Origin of the sequence: Sinorhizobium terangae, from assembly GCF_029714365.1 — a bacterium.
In the GTDB taxonomy this organism is placed as follows: domain Bacteria; phylum Pseudomonadota; class Alphaproteobacteria; order Rhizobiales; family Rhizobiaceae; genus Sinorhizobium; species Sinorhizobium terangae.
Genome location: NZ_CP121660.1, coordinates 891,421 through 907,460, shown reverse-complemented (window position 1 = coordinate 907,460; position 16,040 = coordinate 891,421). Strand labels below are relative to the sequence as shown.

The window sequence follows — 16,040 nt, the reverse complement described above, 5'->3', positions numbered from 1 at the left end:
CCTCTCAAATTGCCGCTTGATGGAAGCGATGGGCTGGCCCAAAATGCGCGCGAATCCCACATTGACGGACAGGTAATCTCCGGTCCGTCGCGCAGAACGAGCCACCCGCGCCGTTTAAGCTTCGAGTACAAGTATCGATGTCGTCATCAATCGGCCTGTCTCCGCGATCTTTCCTCTTTTCCGCTTCCCGTTCTGCTGACCTTCGGGAGTCCGTCGCGTGAACAGCCATGAGAAGATGCTCGGCATCCTCGATCTTTTCGACAGCGGCGAGGACGCCGTCGCCGTGACGTTCGATGAGATGCATGAACGGCTCGGCTATACCCGTTCGACGCTCTATCGCTATTTGAAAACGCTAACGGACGCGGGCCTTCTCACTTCGCTGCCCTCGGTCGGCTACATGCTCGGGCCGCGGATCGTCGAGCTCGATTACAAGATACGGACGGGCGACGTGCTCATCCGGGCGGCGCGGCCGGTGATGGAAGAGCTTGCCAGCGAGTTTCGCGGCATCGCCCTCCTCTGCCGCCGATACCGGTTCGACGTGCTTTGTGTCCACCAGGAAAGCGGCACGGATACGATCCACAGCAACTACGAGCGCGGACGCAGGCGGTCGCTCCTTCACGGCGCAGCATCGCTCGGAATCCTCGCCTATCTGCCCGACCATCAGTTGCGCAAGTTCTATGGCCTGGTACCGGAACAATTCGCCGCTGCCGGCCTTGGCACGACACTGAAGGAAGTCAAGGCCGCGCTAAGGGAACACCGGCAGCGAGGCTGGGTGAGCACGACTGGCGATGTGACCCCCGGGGTCACCGGTGTGGCGGCGCCCGTCTTCGACAGCCGTTCGGAAATTCTCGGCAGTCTCAGCCTGACTCTCCGGGACTCCCGCACCAACCCGAAAATGATCGAAGACGTCGCCGAGCGGGTCTTGTTCTGCGCCGGCATCATTTCCAAAACCGTCGCGCGCAGCTGAGAAGCGACGCAGTACGCGCCCTCTCTGCTTGCCAATGTCCGCGCAGACTTTCGATCGGATCGGAAAGGAGGCCTTTCCGAAAACGCACTACCGTCATTCCCTCCGTCTGTTAGCGTTTGGCTGAAACGGGCAATCCGGAGCAGACACGCTTCCCCGGCGCGAGCGCGGCTCGCCCTGCCCGACTGCGACAACCGAGAGGAGACAGGAATGCATCAGGACCCACTTGGCGGCGGCACCGGTACGCATTGGCACGAGCCCGCCGGCACCAAGAAGGCTGGCTTCGGCGAATTCAAGAAGCAGCCGACGCCCTATGACCAGTTCATGGAAGAGGAAGGCATTCCGGTCTTTCGCGATCTCGGTGTTTCGAGCGTGAAGAATCTGCCGTTGAAGCCGTGGAAGCGGACGGGCGGCAACGGCACTTATATCCAACTCTACGGCACTGAAACCAAATGGGGCTGCCACCTCGTTGAGATTCCCGCCGCCGGCGCGCTCAATCCCGAGAAGCACATGTATGAGGAAATCTACATCGTGGTCGAAGGACGCGGCTCCACCGAGGTCTGGCTCGAGGGCGAAGGCCGCAAGCATGTCTTCGAGTGGCAGGAGGGCTCCATGTTCTCCATCCCGATGAATGCCTGGCACCGCATCGTCAATGCCACCAACAGCCCGGCGCTGCTGCTCGGCGGCACCACGGCGCCGAACGTGCTCAACCAACTCCAGAACGTCGACGCAGTCTTCAACAACCCTTACGTCTTCCGCGACCGCTTTTCGGGCGCCGATGACTTCTACAAATATCGCGAAGAGATCGAGCCCGATCCTGTGCGTGGTCTCGCCATGCGGCGGACGAACTTCCTGCCGGACGCCGTCAACTGCGAACTGCCGCTCGATAACCGCCGCTCGCCCGGCTACCGCCGCGTCGAGCCTTTCATGACCAACAATACCTTCTATTACTGGATCGGTCAGCACGAGAACGGCCGCTATTCCAAGGCGCACGCCCACACCTCGGCGGCGATCCTGATCTGCCTGAAGGGCGAAGGCTATACCTATACCTGGCCGGAACAATACGGTGTCAACCCCTGGAAGGACGGCCACGCCGACAAGGTGCGTCGCCTCGACTACGGCCCGTTCGGCATGGTGACGGCGGCACCCGGCGGCGCCCGCTGGTACCACCAGCACTTCAGCGTCTCCAAGGAGCCCTTCCGGCTGATGGCCTGGTTCGGCCCGCACAACCCCGGCCGCGATCCGGGCGCACCTGGCGAAAAGCATACCGACTATACGGCGATTGACGTCAATGAGGGCGGCACCGCCATCCCCTACTGGATGGAAGATCCCTTCATCCGCAACGAATACGAGGCGCATCTCAAGCGGAACGGCGTGGATATCCGCATGAAGCCGGAATGGTACGAGAAGCCGGCCGACACGACCAAGAAGATGTCGACGGTCGTCTGATTGGCGAAGTGATGTCAGAGGAAGAAGAACAGGGCGGCCGAATATTCTTTTCGAATGTCGGCCGCAGCATGGAACTCGAAGACGAGATCCGGCTGACCAGTGTCGGTATCGACATTGGTTCGTCGACCTCTCACCTTGCCTTTTCGCGTATCGTGCTCGAGCGGCTCGATACGCGCTACATGGTGGTGGAGCGCACGCTGCTGCATCAGTCCGAGGTCTTGCTGACGCCTTATGCGGGCGACAACGAGATCGATGCGGAGGCACTCGGCGCGTTTATTGCCGAGCAATACGAGGCAGCCGGTCTCAGGCCGGACGCGATCGACACCGGTGCTCTCATCCTCACCGGCGTCGCGGTCCGCCGCCGCAACGCGCGCGCGATCGGCGAGATCTTCTCCGCCCAGACCGGAAAGTTCGTCGTCGTCAGCGCCGGAGATGGGCTGGAAACGACGCTCGCCGCCTTCGGCGCGGGCGCGGTTGCGCGTTCCGGCACACGCGAGCGGGTGCTGAACGTCGATATCGGCGGCGGCACGTCGAAGCTCGCGCTCTGCGAAAACGGCGCGATCCGGAATATCAGCGCCATCGATGTCGGCGCGCGCGTCATCGCCTTCGACGCCGATCGTCGCATCACGCGGATCGAAGAGGCAGGCTATTATTTTGCGCGTCGTGCGGGGGTCGCAGTCGACCTCGGCGCCATATTGACGGCCGAGGATGCTCAACGCATCGCAGCGTCGATGGTCGACGTGCTGTTCGAGGCCATGCAGGGGGGCGAGATGCGGCGGGAAACCGCTGACCTCCATCGATTGCCTCCTTTGCCGGCCGGTACCCCGCCCGACGTCGTGATGATCTCGGGCGGTGTTTCCGAATTCCTCTATGCGGATGCGGAACAGGATTTCAGCGACCTCGGTCCCCTTCTTGCCGTGGAACTTCGACAGCGCCTGGCGAACTGGTCTCCGCGGCTGGAGCGCCCCCAACAGGGCATCCGCGCAACCGTCGTCGGCGCCTCGCAATATACGGTGCAGGTGAGCGGCAGCACGATCTTCGTCGATCCGCTCGACATACTACCGGTGCGCAACGTGCCGGTCATCAAGCCGGCGCTCGCCTTCGGTGAAGAGATCGATGCGGCCGCCATCGCCGAAGCGGTGCGGGAGAGCCTGGCGCGGCTCGACCTCACAGACGGAGAGAGTGCGGTGGCCGTCTGCTACGAATGGGAAGGCTCGGCGAGCTATCGGCGCCTCGACGATTTCTGTCGGGGCATCGTCGAAGGCCTGGCGCCGATCCTTCAAGGCGGTCATCCGCTGATCCTCGTCGGTGAAGGCGATATCGGCGGCCTTGTCGGAATGCACTGCAAACTGGAGGCCGGCATCTCGAAACTCGTCTCCATCGACGGCATCAAGCTCGACGAGTTCGATTTCATCGACATCGGCGCAATGCTCGAAACGTCCGGCGCCGTACCGGTGGTGATCAAGTCGCTGGTCTTCCCGAGCCTCGGTCTCGGCCATGAAGCTTTCGACCGCGACTGAGCGCAGCAATCGACCGCTGTCTACGCCTGCCGCGAAGCCTCCGAGGCTTCGCGGCATTTGCCGTTCAGTGGCCTGTCACCATGGCCGCCAGTGCAGCCGCGTCCTCCGGCGCCTGGTTCCCACGCCAGACGACATGCATATCGGGGCGCACGAGGATGAGATTGTAACCATAGATATCGCGCGCCCTCTGCTCCGCAATATCGATCGTCCCGAACGGCACGCCACGAGCGCGAAAAGCCTTGCCGAGAGCGCCGTCGTCGGCGCCCGTGCCACCGAGCCTCAGCAACATATAGCCTTGGCCGATGCGGTCCTGCACCGGCTCGCCGTTGTCGAGCCAGAGATGCGGCAGCCGGGCGCCGGGCCAGGTGGTCGGATGGTACTCGCGGAAGAGGTGTTCCGGTCCTCCGGGCTCATCGGTGATGACAGGAGAGCCGACATAACGATAACCGAGCTCGGCGCCGATCATCTCGTTGGTCTTGCGCTGCTCGACGTCTGCGACACGCGCGAGATTGTCGCGTGTCGCCAGGCCCGCCGGCGTCGCGTCGCGGATGTCCGGCCGGTACTCAGAGCGCCACTTGCGTCGGCCGAGCGAGGCATAACGCGAGGCGCCGACATTCCGATCACCCACCTGCCGTCGTTCGATCTCGTAGGAGCGCAACAGGTTGGGTCCGCCCCAGCCCTGCAGCACCGCCGCAAGCTTCCAGCCGAGATCGACGGCGTCACCGACGCCGGTGTTCATGCCAAGGCCCCCGGTCGGTATCACGAGGTGTGCCGCGTCTCCCGCGAGGAAGACCCGTCCGGCGCCGTAGTGATCCGCCAGAAGCAGGTTCTGCTTCCATTGCCCGACATAGAGCATCGTATAGTCGACCGGCGTGCCGACGGCCTTTTCGAACTGCTCGGCCATATCCTCGTCACGTTCGACGACGGCATGCAGCGTCCAGTGTTTGGTCGAATCCTGCATGATAAGGAACGTCGCCTGCCCGTCGGCGACATGATAGTGCCGCCCGCGCCCGGGGCCTTCCCCGATCGGAATGCGGTCATAAAGCGTTTCGCTGTAATAGAGCGCCTGGCGCAGATGCAGAAGGTTCCCCTCGCCGCGCAGTTTGATGCCGAGCTGCTTGCGTACGGGGCTCCCGCCGCCGTCGCAACCGACCAGGTACTTGGCGCGGAAATGCTCGATCGCACCCGTCGCATCCGCGGTCCGGGCAGTCACGCCGCCTCCGTCCTGTTCGAGCGACAGGAATTCGCAGCCATAACGCACGGTGACGCTCGGCAGGCTCTCGGCGACCGATTTCAGCAGCGGCTCCAGCGTATATTGCGAAATGAGTTGATAGGCTTCGAGCGGCTGCGAGGCATCTGTGCTCCGCGCGATCTCCGCCAGGGACTCGGCAACCGACGGATAAGGCAACCGCAAGAGCGGCGGCTCGTTCATCGCAAGTACGACATAGACGTCCATCGGGATCGACGCGTCCAGGCCGGCCGCCCTGATCCGCTCGGAAAGCCCCATGCGCCGGAATATCTCCATTGTTCGCGCATTGCAGCGCTCCATCTTAGGCAGGAACTCCGGCGCCGCCTTCTTCTCGATCAGTGTGCAGCGCACGCCCCTTTGGCCGAGATCGATCGCAAGCGTCAGCCCGACAGGTCCGGCACCGACAATAAGGACATCCGTTTCGCGCATGCTAAGATTCCATCACCATTTGTTGACGACCCAACCGGATCTGGCGCACTCGCCCCGCTCATAGCCACGATGCCGGAAGCGCTGTTCGACAGGATGCGTGACTTGTACTTTCAGATTATTTCATCCGTCAAATGGAAAATCATAAGATCTCATATTACGAGAAATAGTGAGATTTTGCTGGACATTCCAATCGCGTTTGGCGCATGGTGCGTTCGCTGATGCCGCAGGGCTCGCATGAGGTGGGGAGGAACGGATGACGAAGAAGATCGAGCTGACGCTCGCCTGCGGCGATTACGAGATCGTGCGGGCACTGAAAGAGGGAGACGTACGGCCGGACGGGATCGAACTGACGATCCTGACCGAGATGGATTCGACGACGCGTCACTGGCGTTTTCTGAGGAACGGCGAATTCGACGTTGCCGAGGTGTCGCTGTCGTCCTACATCGCCGCGAAGACACGGGGTCTGCCCTTCGCGGCAATCCCGGTCTTCCTGCATCGCCGCTTCCGACACGGCTTCATCTTCACCAACACCCGAAGCGGAATCCGCGAACCGAAGGATCTGATCGGCCGCAAGGTCGGCGTGAAGAGCTATCTCGTCACCGCGACGCTCTGGCTGCGCGGAGTTCTCGAAAGCGAGTATGGCGTCCCGCACAAATCGATCGATTGGTATGCCGAACTCGACGAGGATGTCGATTTCATGCCGCCGGAAGGGCTCCGGCTTCACCGCCTGCCCGACGACAAGTCGGTCGAACAGATGCTGCTCGACGGCGAGATCGACGCGCTCCTCCATCCCGACCTGATCGAGCCCATCGTTAGGCGCGATCCCCGCGTCGGCCGGCTCTTCCCCGACTACAAGCGGGAGGAGATCGCCTATTACAAGCGGACCGGCATTTTCCCCATCATGCATGTTCTCGGCATTCGGCCCGAGATTGTCGAGCGCCATCCGTGGGTGCCGATCAATCTATATCAGGCGTTCAACGAGGCGAAACGCATCGCCATGCGGCGAATGGAAAACCCGCGCATCGTGCCGCTCGCCTGGTACCGCGAAGCCTGGGAGGAGCAGCAGGAAATTCTCGGCGACGATCCGTGGGCCTACGGGCTCGACGGCCAGAACCGCAAGACGCTCGAAACCGTTGTCGGCTATGCCCACGAACAGGGCCTGATCGATCGCAAGGTGCCGCTCTCCGAGCTTTTCCTCGACGTGTCTCAGGGTCGCAAGCGGGGGGACAAGCACCGTGTGTAGCGCCTGCGACCTGCAAGACCCGGGCGGAGCAGCCCTCCCGAGCGGTAATCCTTTCCTGAGCAATGAGCCATCGGAGCAAAAGACGATGCATGAGGACGTGAAACAGAGAATGGTCGAGGCCGGCAAGATCCTCGAACAGGCCGGACAGGGCGACTGGACGCGCGGCCATATCTCCGTGCGCGTGCCGGATGCGCCGGATCGCTTCTACATGAAGGCCTCGAAGATCGGCCTTGAGGAAATCACGCTCGACAACCTCATCACCGTCGGCCTCGACGGCGAGAAGATCGCCGGTGATCTCGGCCGCCACAACGAGGTCTACATCCATTCGGAGGTGCTGAAGGCGCGGTCCGACATCAATGCCGTGGTCCACACGCATGCGCCCTACGCCGTCAGCTTCTCCGCACTCGGCAAGCCATTGCAGGCGATCGGCCATGCCGGGTCGATCTTCTCGGAAGGGCTGCCCGTCTTTTCCGAGACGACCGAGCTGATCACCACGGCCGAACGCGGCCGCGCGGTTGCCGCGACACTCGGCGGCCACGGCGCCATGCTGCTCCAGAACCACGGCATCGTCACCGCCGCCGCCAGCATCGAACAGGCGATCTACCTAGCGCTTTCGCTCGAAACCGCCTGCATGATGCAGCTTTGGGTCGAGGCGGCGGGCGGCGCCAAGGCGCTCGGCAAGCCGGAGGATATCAAGGCGAAGCGCCGGCACATGTTCCGCGAAGAAATGTTCAAGGCCACTTTCGCCTATCTCGTCCGGCGCCTGAAGCGCGGCTGATCATCGGCACCCACCAGCAAATCGCACCAAGAGGAAGACGATGCACTACATCGATGCGTTCAATCACTTTTTCCCGAAAGCGCTGTGGCAAAGGATCCAACAGCTCGACGGGGCCGGCAAGGACATCGGCCGCAGGATGCAGGGCATCCCCTGTATCTACGACCTGGAGGCTCGCTTCCGCGTCATGGACGAGTTCAGGGACTATACGCAGATCCTTTCGCTCGGCATGCCGCCGCTCGAAGCCATGGGCGGTCCGGAACTGGCAACCGAGTTTGCCAAGCTCGGCAATGACGGCCTGGCGGAACTCGTCGAGAAGCACCCGGAGCGGTTCGCCGGCTTCGTCGCCGCACTCCCGATGAACGCTCCCGAAGCGGCCGTCAGGGAAGCCGAGCGCGCCTTCACCGAACTCGGCGCGAACGGCCTGCAGATCCACACCAACGTCAACGGCGCGCCGCTCGACGAGGAGCGCTTTTTTCCGATCTTCGAAGCCGCTGCCCGCCACGGCAAGCCTGTGCTGCTCCACCCGTCCCGGACCTCGTCCATGCCGGACTATGCGACGGAGGACAAATCGAAATACGAGATCTGGTGGACCTTCGGCTGGCCCTACGAGACCAGCGCTGCCATGGCCCGCCTCGTCTTTTCCGGCTTCATGGACCGGCTTCCGGCTCTCAAGGTTCTCGCCCATCACATGGGGGCAATGGTCCCCTATTTCGAAGGGCGTGTCGGTCCCGGCTGGGACCAGCTCGGCAAGCGGACCTCGGACGAGGACCTGTCGCTCGTGCTCAAGCGGCTGAAGAAGCGCCCGCTCGACTATTTCAAGGATTTCTATGCCGACACCGCAGTATTCGGCTCGCGCGCGGCGACGCTCTGCGGTCTCGAATTCTACGGCAGCGACCGCATCCTCTTTGCGTCCGACTCGCCATTCGATCCGGAAAAGGGCCCGGGCTATATCCGCGACACGCTGAGAATCCTGAACAGCCTCGACCTGCCCAAGGAGGATCTCGAAAAGATCTGCTTCCGCAATGCTCAGGCGCTGTTCGGGCTTTCCCCGCATTGAAGTTTGGGGGCAGTCGAGGCCGGCGATGGGTGCGCCCCGCCGGCGTCGACAGCGCAAGACGTTATCACCCGTACCGATCATCGAACGCGAACCGGCCTAATAAATACGACAATTTGGTGAGTTCACCATTTACTTCGACCGGAATGCGCAGAATATTAGCATCTTGGCAAATGGGAGGAAGCTTTTCGGACCCTCTCGTTACATCCGCCCGAACGGCTTCCGACCCTTGACCACAAGGGAGGACCAACATGAGGCGAGTTCTACTGTACGCGGCGTCGGTCGCGGCGTTATCTCTTTGCGCCCAAAACAGCTTTGCCCAATCCGGCAGCGTCGAAAAGGCAGTCGGCGGCTACAACTTCGATGAAGCGGCCAAGGAAGCGCCAGAAACGAAGAATTTCCATTCGGCCGACGGCCATCTGACTTTTGCCATCGTCACCCACACGGCCGGCAACGGCTTCTTCGATCCGGTCTATGTCGGGGCCAAGGTCGCCGGCAACATGATCGGCGCCAACATCCTGTTGCTCGGCTCCGAGTCGCCGGTGGACGATCCCGCCCGCGAAATCGAGATCCTGAACCAGATCGTGCAGGATCCGACGATCGACGGGATCATCATGACGACGCCGCAGGCCGGGGCCTATAACGACATCGTCAAGGCCGCCGAGGCCTCAGGCATTCCGGTCGCCACGACCAATTCCTTCGACGGCACGATCGTTAACCGCAGCAGCATCAGCCATACCGGCCAGGACGCTTCGGCTGCCGCGATCGGCGGTGAGGCGCTGGCCAAATGCGTGCTCGACAGCGGCGCCACGTCCGGGTCGATTCTGCTGCCGTCGTCGACCGCGATGGGCAATATCGAGGTCAACAACCGCGTTACCGCCGCCTTCAACGCAATCGTCAAGACGCTGAAGGATGCCGGCAAGCTCGACACCTTCAAGGTCGATGCCGGTCCGGAGAACGTCGGCATCGATACAAACCCGAACGATCCGGTCAACGCGCTTGTGTCGCTTTTCGAGTCGCGCGGTGACGTGGTCGGCGCCTTTACCGCCAACAACGTCTTCACACCGCCGCTGGTCAAGGCCGTTGAACAGAAGGGGTGGACAAACAAGTTCTGCGCCTTTGGTTTCGACCTTGGTCCGGCCCAGCAGGAAGGCATCGCTGCCGGCAACCTGACCGGCTCGCTCGGGCAGCAACCGTTCCTGCAGGGCTTCTGGCCGGTGATGCAGCTTTACCTGCAGATCGACCGTGGCATCTCGGCCGCCAATCTCGACACACGCGCCCAGCTCGTGACGAAGGATACGGTCGCGAAGGTCGGCAAGCGCTTCGAGAACTGAGGCTGCACTGCATGTTTCCTCATCCGAACTAAAGGTAAAAACATGCAGCGATTCAAAGTGCTACAGCCGCTTCTTTGCGCGTCTGATAAGGCGCGCGGCGCTGTAGGAGCATTTGTGCAATGGCGGGAGGGTGCGTCTCTCCCGCCTCCGTTGGCAAGGACCGACCGATAGGGACCCTATGGCGCTCACGACGACGACATCGCTCGGCCGTGCACCACCGCAGCTTTTCGGCGGCTGGGAAGTTGGTCTCCTGATCTTCCTCGCCCTGCTCTATTTCGGTGGGGCGCTTGTCAATCCGGCCTTCTTCGGGTCGACAGGGGCCCTTCACGCGCTTTTGCGTGACACGTCCCGCGTCGGGATCATCGCGGTCGGAATGACCTTCGTCATCGCCAACAAGGATCTCGACCTGTCAGTCGGCTCGACCTACGGGCTGATCGCCGTGATTTTTGCCCGGCTCTTCGCGCCGAGCTTTCTTGATCTCGATATCGCAACGTCGGTGATCCTCTGCGTGCTCCTCGGCACCCTGATCGGACTCGTCAACGGCACACTCGTCACGATCCTCAAGGTGCCGGCATTCATCGCCACATTGACGATGCTTTTCATCGGCCGCGGCTTCGTGCTGGCACTGACGCACGGCCAGGCGATCTATTACTCAGGCAAAGCAAAGGATTACCCGCTCTTCTTCCACCTCGGTGAGAGCAACGTCCTCGGCTTCAACAACCAGATCGTCATCTTCGCTGTTGTCGCCGTGGTCGGTGCGCTTGTGCTCGGCAAGACCCGCTGGGGCTACGAGACCTTCGCCACCGGCGGCAACGAACAGGCGGCGATCTATGCCGGCATCCCGACCAGTTGGGTGCGCATCCGGGCCTATCTGATCTCGTCGCTCTCGGCGACCCTTGCAGCACTGCTCTCGGCCGCTCAGGACAAGGGCGTGACGCCTCTCTACGGCGTTACCTGGGAGCTTACCGTCATCGCCTCCGTCATCATTGGCGGGGCGTCGATCCTTGGTGGGCGCGGCCGCGTGATCGGCTCCTGCCTCGGCACCGCCGTGGTCGTCCTGATCGACAAGGTGCTGCGCGAGGGCTGGTCGATCACGCGAACCGTCGTGATCGACGGCGAGAGCATCGCCGTCAATGCCCGATACACCTTGCCGGCGGGCGCTGTACTCGTGTTCCTCGGGCTCCTGCTCGTCATCGCCGTGCTGATCGAGCCTCATCTCATTCGTCGTCAGCTTGCTGGCCGGTTCTGGGCGTGGCTGCGCGGCCAGCCGCCGCCGCCGGCCTACGAGATCGGCGGCGTGGCATTGGAGGGCGTCCAGACCAAGGGAGCGATGGCGACCGACATTGAAGTGTCGGCGACGGCATTCGGCCGCTTCTTCGCCCGCCGCGATGCGCTCGCCATCATCCTGGCTGTCCTCCTGTGGCTGACGGGTGTTGCCTTGCGTCCCGACTACTGGTGGCACCTCTCCAACACTTTCGCGATCCTGCTCAATTATACCGAACTGGCACTGATCACAGTCGGGCTCGTCTATGTCATCGCCGCCGGCGACATCGACCTTTCGGTCGGCGCGGTGCTCGCGCTCGCCGGCAGTACCGCGGCCTATTTCCTGAAGGTGCTCGGCGCCGATCCCGTCACCGCCGTGACGATGGGTCTTCTAGCGGGTATGGCGGCCGGCCTCGTCAATGCCGTCGTCACCGTCGGCTTCAAGCTGCCGGCCTTCATCGCCACGCTCGGCATGTTCTACATCGCCCGCGGCCTCGCCGCCTGGTTCGTCGCCGGCCAGCAGTTGACGGGCTGGCCCGAGGGCTACAACCTGCTGGGCCGCAAGGTAAACGACATTCTCCTCCACATGCGGATCGTGCTGCCGGAAGGGTTGTTGCGCGCAATCGCCCAGGTCGTGAGCGTGCAAACGATCTGGATGCTCCTCGTCGCGCTCGTCGCCGGCGTCGTCCTTGCCTACACACCGTTCGGCCAGAAGGTTTATGCCACCGGCGGCAACATCCGCGCCGCCGCCTATGCCGGCATCAACACCAATCGGGTGCGCTTCCTTTCGCTTCTTCTGGCCGCTCTCTGCGCGACCATGGCCGGGATCATCAACGTCGCCTATTTCCGCAGCTTCAACCCGGTGGCCGGCCAGTTCCGTGAGCTCGATGCGATCGCCGCGGTCATCATCGGTGGCGGTTCGATCTTCGGGGGCTACGGCACGATGATCGGCGCGCTCGCCGGCGCGGCCGTGATCACGCTCGTGCGGGCGCTGTTGCAACTGAATGTGCAGGGCTTCAGCATGCCGCAGCATTGGATCAACGTCTTCATTGGCGGCATCCTGATCATCGCGGTGCTGGTCGACATCTGGGTCCGCCAGGCCAACCTGTTTGGCCGCTTGCGCGAGCGCATGGCGCGCCAGCGAGCGCCGGAGACCAGCCATGCCTGATACCCCCAGAAGTCCTCCGCTCGTAGAGATGCGCGGCATCGAAAAGGCCTTCGGTGCGGTGCAGGCGCTCCGCAGCGTCGATCTCGTGCTCTACCCGGGCGAAATCCTCGGCCTCGTCGGCGACAACTCGGCCGGCAAGTCGACGCTGATGAAGATCCTGACCGGCGCCTATCAACGTGACGCGGGCGAGATTCTCGTTGCCGGCGAGCAGGTCTATTTCAAGAGCCCGCATGAAAGCCGCGCGGCGGGCATCGAGATGATCTACCAGGACTTCGCCCTTTGCGGAAACATGGACGTCGGCCAGAATATCTTTCTCGGTCGCTGGCCGCGGCGTGGGCTCTTCGTCGACCGACGGCGCATGTATGCGGAAGCCGACAGCGTGTTAAAGCGCCTCAAGGTGGACGTGAACTCGGTCTATCAGAAGGTCGAGAGCCTGTCGGGTGGCCGCCAGCAATCGGTGGCGATCGCCCGAGCGATCTCGTTCGAGCCGCGCGTGGTGATCCTCGACGAACCGACAGCCAACCTCTCGGTGATGGCGACTGAGCGGCTGCTTGAGACGATGCTCGAACTGAAGCGGCAGGGCGTCGCCCAGATCATTATCTCCCACCGCCTCGTCGACATTTTCGCCGTCGGCGATCGCGTCATGGTGCTGAAGCGCGGCGAATATGTCGGCGACCGCTACATCAAGAACACCGATGAGCACGAGGTGCTGGAGATCATCGTTTCGGGGACGCGCGAGCAGGCGATCACGGCTGATCGGGCAAGAAACGCCTGAATGCTCATCGACGTCATGGCCTCGATTCCCGCGTCAGGAAATGGAGATTGCCGGCGAGTTCGGAGACGATAAGCCGCCGCTCGTCCCAGACAAGGACCGCCACCGGTCGTGTCAGGCCCTCGAGAACGGTCTGCCGGGTGCCCGTCGTCTTATCGAGTTTGAGCAATCGGCCGCTGCCCTTCAGAAAACCTTCCTTCTGCTCATAGCGGCCATGTTCGAGGACGAGCATGCCGCCATCCGTGTCGAAGGCGATCGCCACCGGCGCGTTCAGGTCCTCGACATCGACCCGCGGCGACGCTGCTCCGCCTGTCTCTGGAGCTGACACGACCTTTCCCGCGCCGTCGAGGAAGGGAAATCCACCGAACAGCGCGACATGAATGCGCCCGTCGCGAAGGGCGATGCCGGTCGGCACCGCATCGACTTCGTAGCTCTCGTCCGTGAACTCCGTCGGCGAAAGTTGCTGCAATGCCGTCGTTTCCTGCTTCAGGCGGCGAAAGGTCATGAGCGTTTGCTTGCGACCATCCGCCTGCATGCGTTCGACACTGTTTCGCGCCGAGTCGATGACGTAATAGGTTCCATTCGCGACGGCGAAGTCGAACGGATTCCAGAAATCGGCGCTGATTGCGCGGGTGTTGCCGTCGTCACCGATCGCCACGAGGGCATGGTCAAGCGGGCCTTCGCCGGCATCGACCGGCGTCCACCCCTGAGCCACGACAAGAGCATCGCCAACGCGCACGACGCGATAGGGGCCGGTCGGGTCGCCGATCACGTCGAGACCGTGAGGAAAAGCCGGACCGAAGGCCACGAGCTTGCCGTCGGCCTCGCGCCGCTGGAGCCGGCCACTGGCAAGATCGGTGACGAGCAGTGTCCCCCCGTCGCGCGAAAGGCCGGAAAAAGCCGCGCCTGGTTTGCTGAGTGTTTCCAGCCTATAGCCGGGGGCGACCACGGGATCGGCGGCGGCCCCGGCTGCGAGGAACAGAAGACCGGCCACCGTGATCAGGGTTCGGAGCGAACGCATCGAAAGCCGCCATTGGCTGCAAATCGGAATTCCGGATCATAGGCGAGGCGATAGGTCGTGGTAAGGTGGCTCGGATCGCTGTTCCAGGAGCCGCCGCGAAGTACGCGGTATTGCCCGGCGCTCTCTCCCGAGGCATTGCCCTCGTAAGGTGCGTAGATGTCGCTCGTCCATTCCCAGACATTGCCGACGAGATTGAGGACGCCTTCTTCGCTTGCGCCATCGGCAAAGGCGTCCGCCGGCGCCGTCATCGGATAGCCGTCGCGCGCGTCGCCGGAACAGCAGTCGTCGGTGCCAAAATTCGCCGGCACCACGTTACCATGCTCGCCCCACGGAAACGCCGCTCCGTTTGCCCCCCGCGCGGCTCTCTCATATTGCCGCTCCGACGGCAAAGATAGGCCGTAGTGACGGCAGAAGGCTGTCGCGTCTCCCCAACTCACGCCGACCACCGGCCTGTCATCCAGCCCGAGCGCGGGGTGATTGGCGTAGAAGGCCGAGCGATGACCGGTTTCCTCGACGAAGCGGCGATATTGGCGATTGGTGATCTCCGTGCGGTTGATGGCGAAGGCCTGTCCGTCGAGCACGCGGCGCGGCCGCTCGTTCTCGGGACCATCGTCGCGACCGAACACAAACGGACCGGCGGGAATGCCGATCAGCGGATTGCCGGCGATCGGTCCGGCATCGGCGGCAGCCGCGTGAGGTGTGAAAGCAAGGAGGAGTGCCGCGGCGCAAAGATCAGACATCGACACGGGCTTGTGTCTCCCCGTCGAACAGAAACACCCGATCCGCCGCGACCTTGACGCCGATCCGCTGGTCGATCTGGCCGGCAAAATTCTTGTCGGCCCGAAGCGTCATGAGTTTTGCGCCGAGCCGCAGGCTGACGAGGGTACTGTCGCCGGTGAGTTCGACAGAGTAGATCGGCGCAACCAGATTGACGTCGGGATCGTCGGCGCGAGCGGCATGGACGTCCTCCGCGCGGACGCCGAGAACGGCGCGCGCAAGGCTCACGCGGCCGAGCCCCCCGACCCTCAGACCAGCACTCACAAAAACGCCGTCCCGCACCTCCCCCGGGATGAGGTTCATCGAAGGCGAGCCGATAAAACCGGCAACGAAAAGCGTGCGCGGATCGTTGTAGATTTCCCTTGGCGTCCCAAGCTGCTCGATCACGCCCTTGTTCATCACTGCGACACGGTCGGCGAGCGTCATTGCCTCTATCTGGTCATGGGTGACATAGATCGTCGTGACCTTGAGCTCGTGCTGCAGATGCTTCAGTTCCGAGCGCATCTGCGTCCGGAGCTTGGCATCGAGATTGGAAAGCGGCTCGTCCATCAGGAAGACGCGCGGGGTGCGCACGATCGCGCGCGCAAGCGCCACGCGCTGTCGCTGGCCGCCGGAAAGCTCTCTAGGAAGACGGGACAACAGGCCGTCGAGCTCCACGCGCCGCGCCACCTCGACAATCCGCTGCTTGCTTTCGGCCGGCGGAACTTTGCGGATTTTCAGCGGATAGCCGATATTCTGCTCGACGGTCAGGTGCGGATAGAGCGCATAGGACTGGAACACCATCGCCACATCACGATACTTGGGCAGCACGCCGTTGATGCGGTCGGCGTCGATGTAGATGTCGCCCGACGTCGCCTCCTCGAGCCCCGCGACCATGCGCATGGTCGTCGTCTTGCCGCAGCCGGAAGGACCGAGCAGGACGAGGAACTCCCTGTCCCTGATCTCGAGGTTAAAATCCGTGATTGCAACGAACTCGCCGAACTTCTTCGAGACGTTCTTGAAGGTGACCGACGCCATGG

13 protein-coding genes are annotated in these 16,040 nt (G+C 62.8%); 9 read left to right on the top strand and 4 right to left on the bottom strand.

Annotated elements, in window-relative coordinates:
• The first annotated feature begins 217 nt into the window (after positions 1-217).
• From QA637_RS22920 to QA637_RS22910, 3 genes are all read left to right on the top strand, one after another.
• Entirely contained in the window at positions 218-967 is a 750-nt protein-coding gene (locus QA637_RS22920; protein WP_283067090.1) for an IclR family transcriptional regulator, read from the top strand.
• 207 nt (positions 968-1,174) lie between these two features.
• A complete protein-coding gene (locus QA637_RS22915) occupies positions 1,175-2,413 on the top strand; it encodes a cupin domain-containing protein (protein ID WP_283067088.1) in 1,239 nt (412 codons plus the stop codon).
• A gap of 11 nt (positions 2,414-2,424) precedes the next feature.
• Positions 2,425-3,933 carry an ethanolamine ammonia-lyase reactivating factor EutA gene (locus QA637_RS22910; RefSeq protein ID WP_283067086.1) on the top strand — a complete coding sequence of 503 codons (1,509 nt, stop codon included), beginning with the start codon at positions 2,425-2,427 and terminating at the stop codon, positions 3,931-3,933.
• A gap of 64 nt (positions 3,934-3,997) precedes the next feature.
• On the opposite strand, the gene QA637_RS22905 is transcribed toward QA637_RS22910, so the two are convergent.
• Entirely contained in the window at positions 3,998-5,611 is a 1,614-nt protein-coding gene (locus QA637_RS22905; protein ID WP_283067084.1) for an FAD-dependent monooxygenase, read from the bottom strand.
• Positions 5,612-5,864: 253 nt separating this feature from the next.
• On the opposite strand from QA637_RS22905, the gene QA637_RS22900 reads away from it, so the two are divergent.
• The 6 genes from QA637_RS22900 to QA637_RS22875 all read left to right on the top strand — a co-directional run bounded on the left by QA637_RS22900 (position 5,865) and on the right by QA637_RS22875 (position 13,226).
• Positions 5,865-6,854, top strand: coding sequence for an ABC transporter substrate-binding protein (locus QA637_RS22900; RefSeq protein WP_283067082.1), 990 nt, complete (start codon positions 5,865-5,867; stop codon positions 6,852-6,854).
• A gap of 85 nt (positions 6,855-6,939) precedes the next feature.
• Positions 6,940-7,632 carry a class II aldolase/adducin family protein gene (locus tag QA637_RS22895; RefSeq protein ID WP_153437260.1) on the top strand — a complete coding sequence of 231 codons (693 nt, stop codon included), beginning with the start codon at positions 6,940-6,942 and terminating at the stop codon, positions 7,630-7,632.
• A gap of 40 nt (positions 7,633-7,672) precedes the next feature.
• A complete protein-coding gene (locus QA637_RS22890) occupies positions 7,673-8,689 on the top strand; it encodes an amidohydrolase family protein (RefSeq protein ID WP_283067080.1) in 1,017 nt (338 codons plus the stop codon).
• 248 nt (positions 8,690-8,937) lie between these two features.
• On the top strand, positions 8,938-10,020 hold the full coding sequence (locus QA637_RS22885; RefSeq protein ID WP_153437262.1) for a substrate-binding domain-containing protein: 1,083 nt from the start codon (positions 8,938-8,940) through the stop codon (positions 10,018-10,020).
• A 178-nt stretch (positions 10,021-10,198) separates the two neighbouring features.
• Positions 10,199-12,451, top strand: a complete 2,253-nt coding sequence (locus tag QA637_RS22880) for an ABC transporter permease (RefSeq protein ID WP_153437263.1) — start codon at positions 10,199-10,201, stop codon at positions 12,449-12,451.
• The gene (locus QA637_RS22875) at positions 12,444-13,226 is read left to right on the top strand and encodes an ATP-binding cassette domain-containing protein (RefSeq protein ID WP_153437264.1); all 783 of its coding nucleotides are present in this window, start codon (positions 12,444-12,446) and stop codon (positions 13,224-13,226) included. Before QA637_RS22880 ends, QA637_RS22875 begins: the two co-directional genes overlap by 8 nt.
• 13 nt (positions 13,227-13,239) lie before the next feature.
• Here QA637_RS22875 and QA637_RS22870 read toward each other — a convergent pair whose 3' ends face one another.
• From QA637_RS22870 to QA637_RS22860, 3 genes are read right to left on the bottom strand one after another with little or no spacing between them, the layout of a single operon-like run.
• Entirely contained in the window at positions 13,240-14,244 is a 1,005-nt protein-coding gene (locus QA637_RS22870; protein WP_283067077.1) for a ScyD/ScyE family protein, read from the bottom strand.
• Positions 14,223-14,984 carry a formylglycine-generating enzyme family protein gene (locus QA637_RS22865; RefSeq protein WP_283067307.1) on the bottom strand — a complete coding sequence of 254 codons (762 nt, stop codon included), beginning with the start codon at positions 14,982-14,984 and terminating at the stop codon, positions 14,223-14,225. Before QA637_RS22865 ends, QA637_RS22870 begins: the two co-directional genes overlap by 22 nt.
• A complete protein-coding gene (locus tag QA637_RS22860) occupies positions 14,977-16,038 on the bottom strand; it encodes an ABC transporter ATP-binding protein (protein ID WP_283067075.1) in 1,062 nt (353 codons plus the stop codon). The genes QA637_RS22865 and QA637_RS22860 overlap by 8 nt, the downstream gene beginning before the upstream one ends.
• Positions 16,039-16,040 lie beyond the last annotated feature (2 nt).